At 54.5% G+C, this 16,984-nt stretch carries 13 protein-coding genes, 4 tRNA genes, 1 rRNA gene and 1 pseudogene; all 19 read left to right on the forward strand.

The window, feature by feature from the left end; genetic code table 11:
• Positions 1-84 (forward strand): 5S ribosomal RNA (rrf, locus tag GV818_RS35300); the annotation flags it as partial.
• A gap of 169 nt (positions 85-253) precedes the next feature.
• Positions 254-1,213: a bifunctional biotin--[acetyl-CoA-carboxylase] ligase/biotin operon repressor BirA gene (gene birA / locus GV818_RS10990; RefSeq protein WP_161776654.1), complete on the forward strand. Its 960-nt coding sequence runs from the start codon at positions 254-256 to the stop codon at positions 1,211-1,213.
• A 68-nt stretch (positions 1,214-1,281) separates the two neighbouring features.
• Positions 1,282-1,617 (forward strand): annotated as a pseudogene (locus tag GV818_RS34415) (pantothenate kinase); the annotation flags it as partial.
• Positions 1,618-1,624: 7 nt separating this feature from the next.
• Positions 1,625-2,071 carry a hypothetical protein gene (locus tag GV818_RS10995; RefSeq protein WP_161756647.1) on the forward strand — a complete coding sequence of 149 codons (447 nt, stop codon included), beginning with the start codon at positions 1,625-1,627 and terminating at the stop codon, positions 2,069-2,071.
• A 142-nt stretch (positions 2,072-2,213) separates the two neighbouring features.
• Positions 2,214-2,298 (forward strand) — tRNA-Tyr (locus GV818_RS11000).
• A 24-nt stretch (positions 2,299-2,322) separates the two neighbouring features.
• Positions 2,323-2,396: transfer RNA gene (locus tag GV818_RS11005), tRNA-Gly, on the forward strand.
• Positions 2,397-2,422: 26 nt separating this feature from the next.
• Positions 2,423-2,498: transfer RNA gene (locus GV818_RS11010), tRNA-Thr, on the forward strand.
• Positions 2,499-2,582: 84 nt separating this feature from the next.
• A complete protein-coding gene (gene tuf / locus GV818_RS11015; protein ID WP_161756629.1) occupies positions 2,583-3,776 on the forward strand; it encodes an elongation factor Tu in 1,194 nt (397 codons plus the stop codon).
• A 54-nt stretch (positions 3,777-3,830) separates the two neighbouring features.
• Positions 3,831-3,906, forward strand: a tRNA-Trp gene (locus GV818_RS11020).
• A gap of 45 nt (positions 3,907-3,951) precedes the next feature.
• A complete protein-coding gene (gene secE / locus GV818_RS11025) occupies positions 3,952-4,320 on the forward strand; it encodes a preprotein translocase subunit SecE (RefSeq protein ID WP_016968680.1) in 369 nt (122 codons plus the stop codon).
• Positions 4,321-4,329: 9 nt separating this feature from the next.
• On the forward strand, positions 4,330-4,863 hold the full coding sequence (nusG, locus tag GV818_RS11030; RefSeq protein WP_003317113.1) for a transcription termination/antitermination protein NusG: 534 nt from the start codon (positions 4,330-4,332) through the stop codon (positions 4,861-4,863).
• A 118-nt stretch (positions 4,864-4,981) separates the two neighbouring features.
• Positions 4,982-5,413 carry a 50S ribosomal protein L11 gene (gene rplK, locus GV818_RS11035; protein ID WP_003176435.1) on the forward strand — a complete coding sequence of 144 codons (432 nt, stop codon included), beginning with the start codon at positions 4,982-4,984 and terminating at the stop codon, positions 5,411-5,413.
• Positions 5,413-6,108 carry a 50S ribosomal protein L1 gene (gene rplA / locus GV818_RS11040; protein ID WP_025132370.1) on the forward strand — a complete coding sequence of 232 codons (696 nt, stop codon included), beginning with the start codon at positions 5,413-5,415 and terminating at the stop codon, positions 6,106-6,108. The genes rplK and rplA overlap by 1 nt, the downstream gene beginning before the upstream one ends.
• A gap of 199 nt (positions 6,109-6,307) precedes the next feature.
• Complete coding sequence (gene rplJ, locus GV818_RS11045; RefSeq protein WP_161756634.1) at positions 6,308-6,808, forward strand: 50S ribosomal protein L10; 501 nt, start codon at positions 6,308-6,310, stop codon at positions 6,806-6,808.
• An 80-nt stretch (positions 6,809-6,888) separates the two neighbouring features.
• Positions 6,889-7,254, forward strand: a complete 366-nt coding sequence (rplL, locus tag GV818_RS11050) for a 50S ribosomal protein L7/L12 (protein ID WP_161756633.1) — start codon at positions 6,889-6,891, stop codon at positions 7,252-7,254.
• Positions 7,255-7,475: 221 nt separating this feature from the next.
• Positions 7,476-11,549 carry a DNA-directed RNA polymerase subunit beta gene (gene rpoB, locus GV818_RS11055; protein WP_161756632.1) on the forward strand — a complete coding sequence of 1,358 codons (4,074 nt, stop codon included), beginning with the start codon at positions 7,476-7,478 and terminating at the stop codon, positions 11,547-11,549.
• A 64-nt stretch (positions 11,550-11,613) separates the two neighbouring features.
• The gene (rpoC, locus tag GV818_RS11060; RefSeq protein ID WP_161776568.1) at positions 11,614-15,813 is read left to right on the forward strand and encodes a DNA-directed RNA polymerase subunit beta'; all 4,200 of its coding nucleotides are present in this window, start codon (positions 11,614-11,616) and stop codon (positions 15,811-15,813) included.
• Between the two features lie 215 nt (positions 15,814-16,028).
• The gene (rpsL, locus tag GV818_RS11065; RefSeq protein WP_003186084.1) at positions 16,029-16,400 is read left to right on the forward strand and encodes a 30S ribosomal protein S12; all 372 of its coding nucleotides are present in this window, start codon (positions 16,029-16,031) and stop codon (positions 16,398-16,400) included.
• 111 nt (positions 16,401-16,511) lie between these two features.
• The gene (rpsG, locus tag GV818_RS11070; protein ID WP_007925959.1) at positions 16,512-16,982 is read left to right on the forward strand and encodes a 30S ribosomal protein S7; all 471 of its coding nucleotides are present in this window, start codon (positions 16,512-16,514) and stop codon (positions 16,980-16,982) included.
• Positions 16,983-16,984 lie beyond the last annotated feature (2 nt).

Consider the following 16,984-nt stretch of genomic DNA (forward strand, 5'->3'; position numbering starts at 1 on the left):
TCCCATCCCGAACTCAGTAGTGAAACGATGCATCGCCGATGGTAGTGTGGGGTTTCCCCATGTGAGAGTAGGTCATCGTCAAGATTAAATTCCGAAACCCCAATTGCGAAAGCAGTTGGGGTTTTGTTTTGCCCGAGAAAAAGCTCTGTTGCTGGCTCTTGGTGTTTTTACCTTGCCCCTTGCTGGTGGTGATTTCTATGCAATGGCTTTCGGCGTAGCTATTATGCCTGCCTCATTAGGGGGCGGAACTTGCATGTTAACGTTGTTAGAGCTTCTTAAGGATGGGCGATTTCACTCAGGGCAAGCCCTTGGGGAGGCGCTGGGTATCAGTCGTAGTGCTGTATGGAAGCAATTACAGCTTCTTGAGGCTGAGCTGGGGCTCGTCATTCATAAGGTGCGAGGTCGTGGGTATCAGCTGGCCTCTCCAATCATCTTTTTAGGCACTGCAGAGATCGCCAAATACTCTCCTGGGAGTACTTGGGGCGTTCAGGTTTTCGACTCTATCGACTCGACAAACGCAGAGGCGCTGCGATCCATTGCTCGAGGGTGCTCGTCCCCTTTTGTGGTTCTAGCTGAGCGTCAAACGGCGGGGCGAGGGCGGCGTGGTCGTAAGTGGATCAGTCCTTTTGCCGAAAATATTTATTACAGCCTTGTGCTGCGCATTGAAGGTGGCATGCGACAGCTGGAAGGGCTCAGTTTGGTTGTGGGGCTTGCTGTTATGCATGTCCTGCGAGAGTTTGGAGTTCTGGGTGCGGGGCTGAAGTGGCCTAATGATGTTTTGGTAGGGCAGAAGAAGATCGCCGGCATACTTTTGGAGTTGGTAGGTGATCCTGCGGATGTATGTCACGTGGTCCTGGGCATTGGGATCAATGTGAATATGCAGAATGCTGAAGAGGTTGATCAGGAATGGACTTCAGTAAGGTTGGAGTCCGGCAGGATGGCTGATCGCAATCAACTGGTTGCCCGTCTGGGTGAGATCCTTGCTTCTTATTTGGAGCGCCATCAGTTGAAAGGATTCCCTGCTATCCGAGAGGAATGGGAGCAAAACCATCTCTGGCAGGGGAGGGCTGTATCTTTGATCGCGGGCGTAAATAAAGTCGATGGCGTGGTGATGGGTATCGATCGCCAGGGGGCTTTGTGCTTGAGTGTCGAAGGTGAGGAGCGGGTGTATAGCGGTGGTGAGTTAAGCCTGAGGCTGCGTGATGATTCCTGAGCTTGACTGCGGCAATAGATTTATAAAATAGCGGGTGATGATTGTAAGTCTGTTAAATATTTTTCTGAGGTGAGCATCTGAGAGGATTTATTTATCCGGAGATGCTCCTTATGCGTAATCAGTTGCGTCCAATACTCGCCGAATCTGTTATGACGATCTCTCGGCTGAGAGTGTGCTCTTGGGCTCTGCGCCAGGAAGGCCAATGATGGTGAGACGTGGTTGTTCACTGATGTTGCAGGGATTTGTGCTGATGTAGTTGAAGTTGGTGCGAGGGTGCTGGGGAAGGGGGTGCAGTCTTTCTCGCCGGCGGTGACGCCGACCTGGTTGTCGCGTTGGTACCACAAGGCCGGGTTGTGTCTGACCTGGTCTTTGTTGGGTTGGTTATGGCCTGTCCTCTGTCCTGAGGTTCTTATGCGTTGGTTGTTTCTGCTGTTATTGGTCCTCAATGGCTTTTACTACGTCTGGCATCAGCAGGAGGCGCCGCTTCGGGCTAAAGAGGTGATGCCGCTGTCGCTTTATCGTGGTTCTCAACAAGATATTCGCTTGCTGAGCGAGTCCGCTGACTCGGTAGAGCGACGCGATAAAGGTAAGGGTGGGGAGGTAGATGCGAGCTGTCTTTATCTGGGGGGCTTTACTCGTCGAGAGGTGGCTCAGACCCTTGAGCAGCGTTTGGTAGGGCTTGGGGTAGAGGTTCGATTGCAGTCTTTGAGTGTTCCTGGTTCTGTGGGGTTTTGGTTGCGGGTATCTCCCGAGAGTAAGTATTTGTTGGATGATCCTCAGCTGCAGAACCTTGCTAAGGAATTCAATGAGTTAAAACATAAAATAATGCCGTGTGAGGGGGTTGCAACTGTCGAATAGGTTGCATAGAATGGCGCCCGCTCCGCAGTGAAGACTTCTTGAAGTCAAAGCGGTGGAGTGAGGTCAACGCAGCTAACCTCAAGATTTTATTGAGAAAATGCTTGACAGAAGGGTAGCGTGATGTATAATGCTGCCTCGCTTAGGAGGGGTTCCCGAGCGGCCAAAGGGATCAGACTGTAAATCTGACGTCTACGACTTCGAAGGTTCGAATCCTTCCCCCTCCACCAGATTTAGCGAGAGCTGCAGGCTCCGCGGGTATAGTTTAGTGGTAGAACCTCAGCCTTCCAAGCTGATGATGCGGGTTCGATTCCCGCTACCCGCTCCAAGTTTGCAGGTTTTGCAAGGTGTTACGCTCTTGTAGCTCAGTTGGTAGAGCACACCCTTGGTAAGGGTGAGGTCAGCGGTTCAAATCCGCTCAAGAGCTCCATATAACAAGGCAGATATGAAAATATCTGCCTTTGTTTTAATGGCTTATGTTGGTTGCTTAATTCTTCTCCTAGGGGTGATTTCGATGGCTAAGGAAAAGTTCGAACGTAAAAAACCGCACGTTAACGTGGGTACTATCGGTCACGTTGACCACGGTAAGACCACTCTGACTGCTGCTTTGACTCGCGTTTGTTCCGAAGTTTTCGGTTCGGCCAAGGTTGACTTCGACAAGATCGATAGCGCCCCGGAAGAGAAGGCTCGTGGTATCACCATCAACACTTCTCACGTTGAATACGATTCGGCTGTGCGTCACTATGCGCACGTTGACTGCCCAGGTCACGCCGACTACGTAAAAAACATGATCACCGGTGCTGCCCAGATGGATGGCGCGATCCTGGTTTGCTCGGCCGCTGATGGTCCGATGCCACAGACTCGTGAGCACATCCTGCTGTCCCGTCAGGTAGGCGTTCCGTACATCGTTGTCTTCCTGAACAAGGCTGACATGGTTGACGACGCTGAGCTGCTGGAACTGGTTGAGATGGAAGTTCGCGACCTGCTGAGCACTTACGACTTCCCAGGTGATGACACTCCAATCATCATCGGTTCGGCTCTGATGGCTCTGAACGGCCAAGACGACAACGAAATGGGTACCACCGCTGTTAAGCGTCTGGTAGAGACTCTGGATACCTACATCCCAGAGCCAGAGCGTGCAATCGACAAGCCGTTCCTGATGCCAATCGAAGATGTATTCTCGATCTCGGGTCGCGGTACTGTTGTGACTGGTCGTGTTGAGCGTGGCGTTGTTCGCATTCAGGAAGAAGTTGAGATCGTTGGTCTGCGCGATACTCAGAAAACTACCTGCACCGGCGTTGAGATGTTCCGCAAGCTGCTTGACGAAGGTCGTGCTGGCGAGAACTGCGGCGTACTGCTGCGCGGCACCAAGCGTGACGATGTTGAGCGTGGCCAGGTTCTGGTTAAGCCAGGCACCGTTAAGCCGCACACCAAGTTCACCGCAGAAGTATACGTTCTGAGCAAGGAAGAAGGCGGTCGTCATACTCCGTTCTTCAAAGGCTACCGTCCACAGTTCTACTTCCGTACTACTGACGTGACTGGTAACTGCGAGCTGCCAGAAGGCGTTGAAATGGTAATGCCAGGTGACAACATCCAAATGGTTGTTACTCTGATCAAAACCATCGCGATGGAAGATGGTCTGCGTTTCGCTATTCGTGAAGGCGGTCGTACCGTCGGCGCTGGCGTCGTAGCCAAAGTCATCGAATAAGTTCTTGAAATATCTCCATCAGGCCGACATAATGGTCGGCCTGATTTTGTTTTTAGGTCAGTAGCTCAATTGGCAGAGCGACGGTCTCCAAAACCGTAGGTTGGGGGTTCGATTCCCTCCTGACCTGCCAGATTCACTCAATGTGTCTGGCTTTCTTTTCACAGGATCTTCATAGATGACTCCTAAGGCTGAAGCTCAAGGCTCTCGCTTCGATCTGCTCAAGTGGCTCGTTGTGGTTGCTTTGGTGATTGTTGGTGTTGTTGGCAATCAGTATTACTCTGCTTCGCCGATCCTGTACCGTGTCTTGGCGCTGCTTGCCATTGCCGCTGTTGCTGCCTTCGTTGGTTTGCAGACTGCAAAGGGTAAGTCGTTCTTTGTTCTGGTCAAGGAAGCTCGCACTGAGATTCGTAAAGTCGTATGGCCAACTCGCCAAGAGACCACGCAGACCACTCTAATTGTTGTGGCTGTGGTTCTGGTTATGGCGTTGCTGTTGTGGGGGTTAGACTCCTTGCTCGGCTGGCTTGTTTCCTTGATTGTTGGCTAAGGGTGTCCCGTGGCTAAGCGTTGGTACGTTGTGCATGCTTACTCGGGTTACGAGAAGCATGTAATGCGCTCGTTGGTCGAGCGTGTGAAGCTGGCAGGCATGGAAGATGGCTTCGGCGAAATTCTGGTTCCCACTGAAGAAGTGGTTGAGATGCGTAATGGCCAGAAGCGCAAAAGTGAGCGTAAGTTCTTTCCAGGCTATGTGCTGGTTCAGATGGATATGAATGAGGGTACTTGGCACTTAGTCAAGGATACTCCTCGTGTCATGGGTTTCATTGGTGGGACTGCGGATAAACCTGCTCCTATCACTGATAAAGAGGCGGAAGCAATTCTGCGTCGCGTTGCTGATGGTAGCGACAAGCCCAAGCCTAAGACCTTGTTTGAGCCAGGTGAGGTGGTCCGTGTTACTGACGGCCCATTTGCTGACTTTAATGGCACAGTTGAAGAAGTTAACTACGAGAAGAGTCGGATCCAAGTGGCCGTACTCATTTTCGGTCGCTCTACTCCGGTAGAGCTAGAGTTCAGTCAGGTCGAGAAGGCGTAACTGAACGAGAATCCCATACCCCACAGTCTTAGGCTGTGGGGTTTTGTCGTCACTGGGATAAACGCGCAAGTAACCGGGGAGCCTGTTTAGGCGTCTGAACCCGTAATTGGAGTGCCTCATGGCTAAGAAGATTACTGCTTACATCAAGCTGCAAGTTAAGGCCGCTCAGGCCAACCCAAGTCCGCCCGTTGGTCCAGCACTGGGTCAGCACGGCGTGAACATCATGGAGTTCTGCAAGGCCTTCAACGCCCGTACTCAGGGTCTTGAGCCGGGTCTGCCGACTCCTGTGATCATCACTGTTTACAGTGACCGCAGCTTCACTTTCGAAACTAAGAGCACCCCTGCTTCGGTTCTGCTGAAGAAAGCTGCTGGTCTGACTAGCGGTTCCGCTCGTCCGAACACCGTTAAGGTTGGCACCGTTACCCGTGCTCAGCTGGAAGAGATCGCGAAAACCAAAAACGCTGATCTGACTGCAGCTGATATGGATGCAGCCGTGCGTACTATCGCCGGTTCTGCTCGTAGCATGGGCCTTAACGTGGAGGGTGTGTAATGGCTAAGCTGACCAAGCGCCAAAAGGCTATCGCCGGCAAGATTGAAGCAGGCAAGGCCTACAACTTTGTAGACGCCGCCGCTCTCCTGACCGAGCTGTCGACCGTTAAGTTCAGCGAGTCCGTAGACGTTGCTGTGAACCTGGGCGTAGACCCGCGTAAATCTGACCAGGTTGTTCGTAGCGCTACTGTGCTGCCACACGGCACTGGCAAGACCGTACGTGTTGCTGTGTTCACCCAGGGCCCAGCGGCTGAAGCTGCTCTGGCTGCCGGCGCAGACCGCGTAGGTATGGACGATCTGGCTGCCGAAATGAAAGGCGGCGACCTGAACTATGACGTAGTTATTGCTTCCCCGGATGCAATGCGCGTTGTTGGTCAGCTGGGTCAGGTTCTGGGTCCTCGCGGCCTGATGCCTAACCCGAAAGTTGGTACCGTGACTCCAGACGTAGCTACGGCAGTTAAGAACGCCAAAGCTGGTCAGGTTCGCTACCGTACCGACAAAAACGGCATCATCCATACCTCTGTTGGCAAGGTCGGCTTCGACGCCGTCAAGCTGAAGGAAAACGTTGAAGCCCTGATCGCTGATCTTAAGCGTATCAAGCCGGCCTCCTCGAAAGGTATCTACGTCAAGCGCGTTACTCTGAGCACCACTATGGGCCCAGGTCTGGTCATCGACCAAGGTTCGCTGGACGTATAAGACACAAGCTGGTGCAAGCGATTGCGCCAGCTGAAAGATTGGGGTCCCTGCCTGGCGGGGGCTATCCAAGACCGTAGGCGACGCAAGTCTTAAACCATCAAGCCTACGCAGATGGTGCTCCCGGTTCCTTACCGAATCAGACACCAAAACGACATCCAGCCTCGGTTGGATGAAACGGTAACAAGCAGGAGTTAAACCCGTGGCAATTAAACTCGAAGACAAGAAGGCCATCGTCGCTGAAGTCAACGAGGCTGCCAAAGCCGCTCTGTCTGCTGTCGTGGCTGATGCCCGTGGTGTGACAGTAAGCGCTATGACCGGACTCCGTAAAGAGGCCCGCGAAGCTGGTGTTTATGTACGTGTCGTACGTAACACACTGCTCAAGCGCGCTGTTGAAGGCACTCAATATGACGTGCTCAACGACGCGTTCGTCGGCCCTACCCTGATTGCATTCTCCAAGGAACATCCGGGCGCTGCTGCTCGTATTTTCAAAGAGTTCGCAAAGGGTCAGGACAAGTTCGAGATCAAGGCAGCTGCGTTCGAGGGCAAGTACCTCGCAGCAAACGAGATCGACGTGTTGGCTTCGCTGCCAACTCGCGACGAAGCTATTGCAAAGCTGATGAGCGTGATCCAAGGCGCTACCAGCAAGCTGGCTCGTACTCTGGCGGCTATTCGCGACCAGAAAGAAGCTGCTGCTGCCTAAGGCACTGCAAGCCCTTTCAAAATCATATGTTTAATTTGATGGCTGCGTAGGCTGTCACCCCAATACAGGAATTTATAGTCATGTCTCTGACTAACGAGCAAATCATCGAAGCAATCGGCCAGAAAACCGTTCTGGAAGTTGTTGAACTGATCAAAGCTATGGAAGAAACCTTCGGCGTTACCGCTGCTGTTGCCTCTGCTGGCCCAGCTGCTGCCGCTGCCGTTGTTGAAGAGCAAACTGAATTCAACGTCATGCTGACCGAAGCTGGCGAGAAGAAAGTTAACGTGATCAAGGCTGTACGTGAGCTGACCGGTCTGGGCTTGAAAGAAGCCAAGGCTGTAGTTGACGGCGCTCCTGCCATGGTTCTGGAAGCTGTTGCTAAAGAAGCAGCTGAAAAAGCCAAAGCAACTCTGGAAGAAGCAGGCGCTAAAGTCGAGCTCAAGTAAGCATCGACTTTGTGTCTCCAGCCCAAGCGTCAAGCGAACGGCTGATGGCTGGTGGCTTTTGCCACCGGCCTTTTTCCGTTATTGGCAGCCGACTGGGTCGGTGCCTTTAACGTGCTGTAACCCACCCTGTGTGGTGGAGCAAACCAAAGGGTTTGCACGATTTTCTGGCTGCTCCCGTCGGGAGGAGCCGAATAAGCAGGTGACCAAGCTGGGGAACGCTGATGGCTTACTCATATACTGAGAAAAAACGTATCCGCAAGGACTTTAGCAAGTTGCCGGACGTCATGGATGTGCCGTACCTCCTGGCCATCCAGCTGGATTCGTATCGTGAATTCTTGCAAGCGGGAGCGACTAAAGATCAGTTCCGCGACGTGGGCCTGCATGCGGCCTTCAAATCCGTTTTCCCGATCATCAGCTACTCCGGCAATGCTGCGTTGGAGTATGTCGGTTATCGCCTGGGCGAACCGGCGTTTGATGTTAAAGAATGCGTGTTGCGTGGCGTAACTTACGCCGTACCTTTGCGGGTAAAAGTTCGTCTGATCATTTTCGACAAAGAATCGTCGAACAAAGCGATCAAGGACATCAAAGAGCAAGAAGTCTACATGGGTGAAATTCCCCTGATGACTGAGAACGGTACCTTCGTAATCAACGGTACCGAGCGTGTAATTGTTTCCCAACTGCACCGTTCTCCTGGCGTATTCTTCGACCACGACCGTGGCAAGACGCACAGCTCCGGTAAGCTGCTGTACTCCGCGCGCATCATTCCTTACCGCGGTTCGTGGTTGGACTTCGAGTTCGACCCGAAAGACTGCGTGTTTGTTCGTATCGACCGTCGTCGCAAATTGCCTGCTTCGGTGTTGCTGCGTGCGCTGGGCTACACCACTGAAGAAGTGTTGGACGCTTTCTACACCACCAACGTATTCCACGTGAAAGGCGAGACCTTGAGCCTGGAGCTGGTGCCTCAGCGCCTGCGTGGTGAAATTGCTGTTCTGGATATCCTGGATGACAAGGGCAAGGTTATTGTCGAGCAGGGTCGTCGTATCACCGCTCGCCACATCAACCAGCTGGAAAAAGCCGGTATCAAGGAATTGGACGTACCTCTGGACTACGTCCTGGGTCGTACCACTGCCAAGGTCATCGTGCACCCGGCTACCGGCGAGATCCTGGCAGAGTGCAATACCGAGCTGAACACCGAGATCCTGGCAAAAATTGCCAAGTCCCAGGTTGTTCGCATCGAAACTCTGTACACCAACGACATCGATTGCGGTCCGTTCGTTTCCGACACTCTGAAGATCGACTCCACCAGCAACCAATTGGAAGCACTGGTCGAGATCTATCGGATGATGCGTCCTGGCGAGCCGCCAACCAAAGATGCTGCCGAGACTCTGTTCAACAACCTGTTCTTCAGCCCTGAGCGCTATGACCTCTCCGCCGTTGGCCGGATGAAGTTCAACCGTCGTATCGGTCGTACCGAGATCGAAGGTTCGGGCGTACTGTGCAAAGAAGATATCGTTGCGGTTCTGAAGACTCTGGTCGACATCCGTAATGGTAAGGGCATCGTCGACGACATCGACCACTTGGGTAACCGTCGTGTTCGCTGTGTTGGCGAAATGGCCGAGAACCAGTTCCGCGTTGGTCTGGTGCGTGTTGAGCGTGCGGTCAAAGAACGTCTGTCGATGGCTGAAAGCGAAGGCCTGATGCCGCAAGACTTGATCAATGCCAAGCCAGTGGCTGCGGCAGTGAAAGAGTTTTTCGGTTCCAGCCAGCTGTCCCAGTTCATGGACCAGAACAACCCGCTGTCCGAGATTACCCACAAGCGTCGTGTCTCTGCACTCGGCCCGGGCGGTTTGACTCGTGAGCGCGCAGGCTTTGAAGTTCGTGACGTACACCCGACTCACTACGGTCGTGTATGCCCGATTGAAACGCCGGAAGGTCCGAACATCGGTCTGATCAACTCCTTGGCGGCCTACGCGCGCACCAACCAGTACGGTTTCCTCGAGAGCCCGTACCGTGTGGTGAAAGATGCGCTGGTAACCGACGAGATCGTGTTCCTGTCCGCTATTGAAGAGGCCGATCACGTGATCGCGCAGGCTTCGGCGACCATGAACGACAAAGGTCATCTGATCGATGAGCTGGTAGCTGTTCGTCACTTGAACGAATTCACCGTCAAGGCGCCAGAAGACGTCACCTTGATGGACGTGTCGCCGAAGCAGGTAGTTTCGGTTGCTGCGTCGTTGATTCCGTTCCTCGAGCACGACGACGCCAACCGTGCGTTGATGGGTTCCAACATGCAGCGTCAAGCTGTACCAACCCTGCGTGCTGACAAGCCGCTGGTAGGTACCGGCATGGAGCGCAACGTTGCCCGTGACTCCGGCGTTTGCGTCGTGGCTCGTCGTGGCGGCGTGATCGACTCGGTCGATGCCAGTCGTATCGTGGTTCGTGTTGCCGATGACGAAGTTGAAACTGGTGAAGCCGGTGTCGACATCTACAACCTGACCAAGTACACCCGCTCCAACCAGAACACCTGCATCAACCAGCGTCCATTGGTTAGCAAAGGTGATCGGGTTCAGCGCAGCGACATCATGGCTGACGGTCCGTCCACCGACATGGGTGAACTGGCTCTGGGTCAGAATATGCGCATCGCGTTCATGGCGTGGAACGGCTTCAACTTCGAAGACTCCATCTGCCTGTCCGAGCGTGTGGTTCAGGAAGACCGCTTCACCACGATCCACATCCAGGAACTGACCTGCGTGGCTCGTGACACCAAGCTTGGCCCAGAGGAAATCACTGCGGACATCCCGAACGTGGGTGAGGCTGCACTGAACAAGCTGGACGAAGCCGGTATTGTTTATGTAGGTGCTGAAGTTGGCGCAGGCGACATCCTGGTGGGCAAGGTCACTCCGAAAGGCGAGACCCAGCTGACTCCGGAAGAAAAACTGCTGCGTGCGATCTTCGGTGAAAAGGCCAGCGACGTTAAAGACACTTCCCTGCGCGTTCCTACTGGTACCAAAGGTACTGTCATCGACGTACAGGTCTTCACTCGTGACGGTGTAGAACGTGATGCTCGTGCTCTGTCCATCGAGAAGAGCCAGCTCGACGAGATCCGCAAGGACCTCAACGAGGAGTTCCGTATCGTTGAAGGCGCGACTTTCGAGCGTCTGCGTTCCGCTCTGGTCGGTCATAAAGCCGAAGGCGGCGCTGGCCTGAAGAAAGGTCAGGAAATCACCGACGAGGTCCTCGACGGTCTTGAGCACGGCCAGTGGTTCAAACTGCGCATGGCTGAAGATGCTCTGAACGAGCAGCTCGAGAAGGCCCAGGCCTATATCGTTGATCGCCGCCGTCTGCTGGACGACAAGTTCGAAGACAAGAAGCGCAAACTGCAGCAGGGCGATGACCTGGCTCCGGGCGTGCTGAAGATCGTCAAGGTCTACCTGGCAATCCGTCGTCGCATCCAGCCGGGTGACAAGATGGCCGGTCGTCACGGTAACAAGGGTGTGGTCTCCGTGATCATGCCGGTTGAAGACATGCCGCACGATGCCAATGGCACCCCGGTCGATGTAGTCCTCAACCCGCTGGGCGTACCTTCGCGTATGAACGTTGGTCAGATTCTCGAAACTCACCTGGGCCTCGCGGCTAAAGGTCTGGGCGAGAAGATCAACCGCATGGTCGAAGAGCAGCGTAAGGTCGCAGAGCTGCGTACCTTCCTGGACGAGATCTACAACCAGATCGGCGGTCGTAACGAAGACCTGGACAGCTTCTCCGACCAGGAGATCCTGGATCTGGCGAAAAACCTGCGCGGCGGCGTACCGATGGCCACTCCGGTGTTCGACGGTGCCAAGGAAAGCGAAATCAAGGCCATGCTGAAACTGGCAGACTTGCCAGAAAGCGGCCAGATGCAGCTGACCGATGGCCGTACCGGCAACAAGTTCGAGCGTCCAGTTACCGTTGGCTACATGTACATGCTGAAACTGAACCACTTGGTAGACGACAAGATGCACGCTCGTTCTACCGGTTCGTACAGCCTGGTTACTCAGCAGCCGCTGGGTGGTAAGGCGCAGTTCGGTGGTCAGCGTTTCGGGGAGATGGAGGTCTGGGCACTGGAAGCATACGGTGCTGCATACACTCTGCAAGAAATGCTCACAGTGAAGTCGGACGATGTGAACGGTCGTACCAAGATGTACAAAAACATCGTGGACGGCGATCACCGTATGGAGCCGGGCATGCCCGAGTCCTTCAACGTGTTGATCAAAGAAATTCGTTCCCTCGGCATCGATATCGATCTGGAAACCGAATAACACGTGACGCGAATCGAGAGCGGGGCAGGATTGCCCGCTCTCTGCTCCGCCAGGAGGAAAGGCCTTGAAAGACCTACTGAATTTGCTGAAAAACCAGGGTCAAGTCGAAGAGTTCGACGCTATCCGTATTGGATTGGCCTCGCCTGAGATGATCCGTTCGTGGTCGTTCGGTGAAGTTAAAAAGCCGGAAACCATCAACTACCGTACGTTCAAGCCTGAGCGTGACGGCCTGTTCTGCGCCAAGATCTTTGGCCCGGTAAAGGATTACGAGTGCCTGTGCGGTAAGTACAAGCGCTTGAAGCATCGCGGCGTGATCTGCGAGAAGTGCGGCGTTGAAGTCGCACTGGCCAAGGTTCGTCTTGAGCGCATGGCGCACATCGAACTGGCTTCGCCGGTTGCCCACATCTGGTTCCTGAAATCGCTGCCGTCCCGTATCGGCCTGCTGATGGACATGACCCTGCGTGATATCGAACGCGTTCTCTACTTCGAGAGCTATGTCGTTATCGATCCAGGCATGACCACCCTTGAAAAAGGTCAGCTGCTGAACGACGAGCAGTACTTCGAAGCGCTGGAAGAGTTCGGCGACGATTTCGACGCCCGTATGGGTGCCGAAGCTGTCCGTGAACTGCTGCACGCTATCGATCTGGAACACGAGATTGGCCGTCTGCGTGAAGAAATTCCGCAAACCAACTCGGAAACCAAAATCAAGAAGCTGTCCAAGCGTCTGAAGTTGATGGAGGCCTTCCAGGGTTCCGGCAACTTGCCAGAATGGATGGTGCTGACCGTTCTGCCGGTTCTGCCGCCAGATCTGCGTCCACTGGTCCCGCTGGATGGCGGTCGCTTCGCGACTTCCGACCTCAACGATCTGTATCGTCGAGTGATCAACCGTAACAACCGTTTGAAGCGCCTGCTTGATCTGTCCGCTCCGGACATCATCGTGCGCAACGAAAAGCGTATGTTGCAAGAAGCTGTCGATGCGTTGCTCGACAACGGTCGTCGTGGCCGCGCTATCACCGGTTCCAACAAGCGTCCTCTGAAATCCTTGGCTGACATGATCAAGGGTAAGCAAGGTCGTTTCCGTCAGAACTTGCTCGGTAAGCGTGTTGACTACTCCGGTCGTTCGGTAATTACCGTAGGCCCGACCCTGCGTCTGCACCAGTGCGGTCTGCCTAAGAAGATGGCACTTGAGCTGTTCAAGCCATTCATCTTCGGCAAGCTGGAAATGCGCGGTCTCGCGACCACCATTAAAGCGGCCAAGAAAATGGTCGAGCGCGAACTGCCAGAGGTTTGGGACGTTCTCGCTGAAGTGATTCGCGAACACCCGGTTCTCCTCAACCGTGCACCGACCCTTCACCGTCTGGGTATCCAGGCGTTTGAACCGGTACTGATCGAAGGTAAGGCTATCCAGCTGCACCCTCTGGTCTGTGCTGCGTACAACGCCGACTTCGACGGCGACCAAATGGCCGTGCACGTACCGCTGACGCTGGAAGCCCAGCTGGAAGCGCGTGCGTTGATGATGTCGACCAACAACATTCTGTCGCCAGCCAACGGTGAGCCAATCATCGTTCCGTCGCAGGACGTTGTATTGGGTCTGTACTACATGACTCGTGAAGCGATCAACGCCAAAGGCGAAGGTCGTATCTTTGCTGACTTGCAGGAAGTCGACCGCGTATTCCGCGCCGGCGAAGCTGCCCTGCACGCTAAGATCAAGGTTCGTATCAACGAAACCGTAAACGATCGTGATGGCGGCAGCGTGAGCGGTACCCGTATCGTCGACACCACTGTCGGCCGTGCTTTGCTGTTCCAGGTTGTGCCTAAAGGCCTGTCCTTTGACGTCGTCAACCTGCCGATGAAGAAAAAGGCGATCTCCAAGCTTATCAACCAGTGCTACCGCGTGGTTGGTCTGAAAGAGACCGTGATCTTCGCTGACCAGTTGATGTACACCGGTTTTGCCTACTCGACCATTTCCGGCGTTTCCATCGGTGTTAACGACTTCGTTATTCCGGATGAAAAAGCTCGCATCATCGGTGCTGCTACCGACGAAGTGAAAGAAATCGAAAGTCAGTACGCCTCCGGCCTGGTAACCCAGGGTGAGAAGTACAACAAAGTGATCGACCTTTGGTCGAAAGCGAACGACGAAGTCTCCAAGGCAATGATGGCCAACCTCTCGAAAGAGAAAGTCATCGACCGTCATGGCGACGAAGTCGAGCAAGAATCGTTCAACTCGATGTACATGATGGCCGACTCCGGCGCACGGGGTTCTGCTGCGCAGATCCGTCAGCTGGCCGGTATGCGTGGTCTGATGGCCAAGCCGGACGGCTCCATCATCGAAACGCCGATTACTGCGAACTTCCGTGAAGGTTTGAGCGTACTCCAGTACTTCATCTCGACTCACGGTGCTCGTAAAGGTTTGGCGGATACCGCGTTGAAAACTGCGAACTCCGGTTACCTGACTCGTCGTCTGGTAGACGTGGCGCAGGATCTGGTTGTAACCGAGATCGATTGCGGCACCGAACATGGCCTGCTGATGACTCCGCACATTGAAGGCGGTGATGTTGTAGAACCGTTGGGTGAGCGCGTATTGGGCCGTGTTATCGCTCGTGACGTATTCAAGCCGGGCACCGAGGACGTTATCGTTCCTGCTGGCACTCTGGTTGACGAGAAGTGGGTCGAGTTCATCGAGCTGAACAGCATCGACGAAGTGATCGTGCGTTCGCCAATCAGCTGTGAAACCCGTTACGGCATCTGCGCCAAGTGCTACGGCCGTGACTTGGCTCGTGGTCACCAGGTGAATATCGGTGAAGCTGTCGGCGTTATCGCTGCCCAGTCCATCGGTGAGCCGGGTACCCAGCTGACCATGCGTACGTTCCACATTGGTGGTGCGGCAAGCCGGACCTCCGCAGCCGACAGCGTTCAGGTGAAGAATGGCGGTACTGTCCGTCTGCACAACCTGAAGCACGTTGAGCGAGTGGATGGCCACCTGGTTGCTGTGTCCCGTTCCGGTGAGCTGGCAATCGCTGATGACTACGGTCGTGAGCGTGAGCGTTACAAGCTGCCGTACGGTGCTGTGATTTCGGTTAAAGAAGGTGACAAGGTCGACGCTGGCGCAATCGTGGCCAAGTGGGATCCGCACACTCACCCAATCGTTACCGAAATGAAAGGTACCGTGACCTACGTGGGCATGGAAGAAGGCATCACGATCAAGCGTCAGACTGACGAATTGACCGGTATGACCAACATTGAAGTACTCGACGCGAAAGATCGTCCAGCTGCCGGCAAGGATATCCGTCCTGCCGTTAAGATGGTCGATGACAACGGCAAGGACTTGTTGCTGCCAGGCACTGACGTAATCGCTCAGTACTTCCTGCCAGCCAACGCCCTGGTCGGTGTAGCGGATGGTGCGAAGATCGCGATCGGTGATGTTATCGCGCGTATCCCGCAAGAAACTTCGAAGACCCGTGACATCACCGGTGGTCTGCCGCGTGTTGCCGACTTGTTCGAAGCTCGTCGTCCGAAAGAAGCGTCGATTCTGGCTGAAGTCAGCGGCACCATCGCGTTCGGTAAAGAGACCAAAGGCAAGCGCCGTCTGGTCATTACCCCGAACGACGGTAGCGATCCGTATGAAGAGCTGATTCCGAAGTGGCGTCACCTGAACGTGTTCGAAGGCGAACAGGTAAACCGCGGCGAAGTTATCTCCGACGGCCCGAGCGATCCACACGACATCCTGCGTCTGCTGGGTGTGAGTGCGCTGGCCAAGTACATCGTTAACGAGATCCAGGACGTTTACCGTCTGCAAGGCGTGAAGATCAACGATAAGCACATCGAGACCATCCTGCGTCAGATGCTGCGTAAAGTTGAAATCGCTGAATCCGGCGATTCCAGTTTCATCAAGGGCGACCAGATGGAACTGACTCACGTATTGGTAGAGAACGAGCGTCTGGCTGGCGACGACAAATTCGTTTCCAAGTTCACTCGTGTGTTGCTGGGTATCACCAAGGCGTCGTTGTCCACTGAGTCGTTCATCTCGGCGGCCTCCTTCCAGGAGACCACTCGCGTACTGACCGAAGCAGCGGTAACCGGCAAGCGCGATTACCTGCGCGGCCTGAAAGAAAACGTGGTTGTGGGTCGTCTGATCCCAGCTGGTACCGGTTTGGCCTATCACAGCGAGCGCAAGCGCCGCCGTGAACTCGACAAGCCGCTGCGCGTAAGCGCCAGTGAAGTGGAAGCTGCACTGACCGAAGCGCTGAACTCAAGCGGTAACTGAGTTCTGCGATAGAAAGACTGGGCCCTGGCAGCCCCGTTCGTCGGATCTAGGCAGTTTTGCCTTGGTTCAGCGGAGGGGGAGGTCGGGGCCTTGCCTTGACTGGGGACAAGATCCTCTTTAGACTCTTGTACCCCTAAATTTGGCGGGAATTCGTTCCTGCCATTTTGCTTTTCTTGCAAGACAATAGCGTCGCAAGACAACAGTGGAGCTAGTAGATGGCAACTATCAACCAGCTGGTACGTCAGCCGCGTAAGCGTATCGTCGAGAAATCCGACGTGCCTGCGCTGCAGAACTGCCCGCAACGTCGTGGCGTGTGCACTCGCGTGTATACCACTACGCCGAAAAAACCTAACTCGGCACTGCGTAAAGTATGCCGTGTGCGCCTGACCAACGGTTTCGAGGTTTCCTCGTACATCGGCGGTGAAGGCCACAACCTGCAAGAGCACAGCGTCGTACTGATTCGTGGCGGCCGTGTAAAAGACTTGCCAGGTGTTCGTTACCACACCGTTCGCGGCTCCCTGGATACTTCCGGCGTTAAAGGTCGTAACCAAGGTCGTTCGAAGTACGGTACCAAGCGTCCGAAGTAATCGGCCGTTTTGCAGTTTTTAATTATATTGAGTCGATAAGAGTAAGGTCGGGCACGCGTCCATTGGATCAACTGTCCCGAGCTAACCTGAAGACCGTTTGAGGGCTTATCAATGCCAAGACGTCGCGTAGCAGCCAAGCGTGAGATTCTGGACGATCCGAAATACGGAAGCCAGATCCTCGCAAAATTCATGAACCACGTAATGGAAAGCGGCAAGAAAGCCGTTGCCGAACGTATCGTTTATGGTGCGCTGGAAAAAGTTAAGGAACGCAAGAACAGCGATCCCCTGGAAATCTTCGAGAAAGCTCTCGACGCCATCGCTCCGCTGGTCGAAGTGAAGTCGCGCCGTGTAGGCGGTGCTACTTACCAGGTTCCGGTCGAAGTTCGTCCGTCCCGTCGTAATGCTCTGGCAATGCGCTGGTTGGTAGACTTCGCGCGCAAGCGCGGTGAGAAGTCTATGGCTCTGCGTTTGGCTGGCGAACTGCTGGACGCTGCCGAAGGCAAGGGTGCTGCAGTTAAGAAGCGTGAAGACGTACACCGTATGGCTGAAGCCAACAAGGCTTTCTCGCACTACCGCTTCTAATA

This window comes from Pseudomonas sp. Fl4BN1 (assembly GCF_009908285.1).
Classification (GTDB): domain Bacteria; phylum Pseudomonadota; class Gammaproteobacteria; order Pseudomonadales; family Pseudomonadaceae; genus Aquipseudomonas.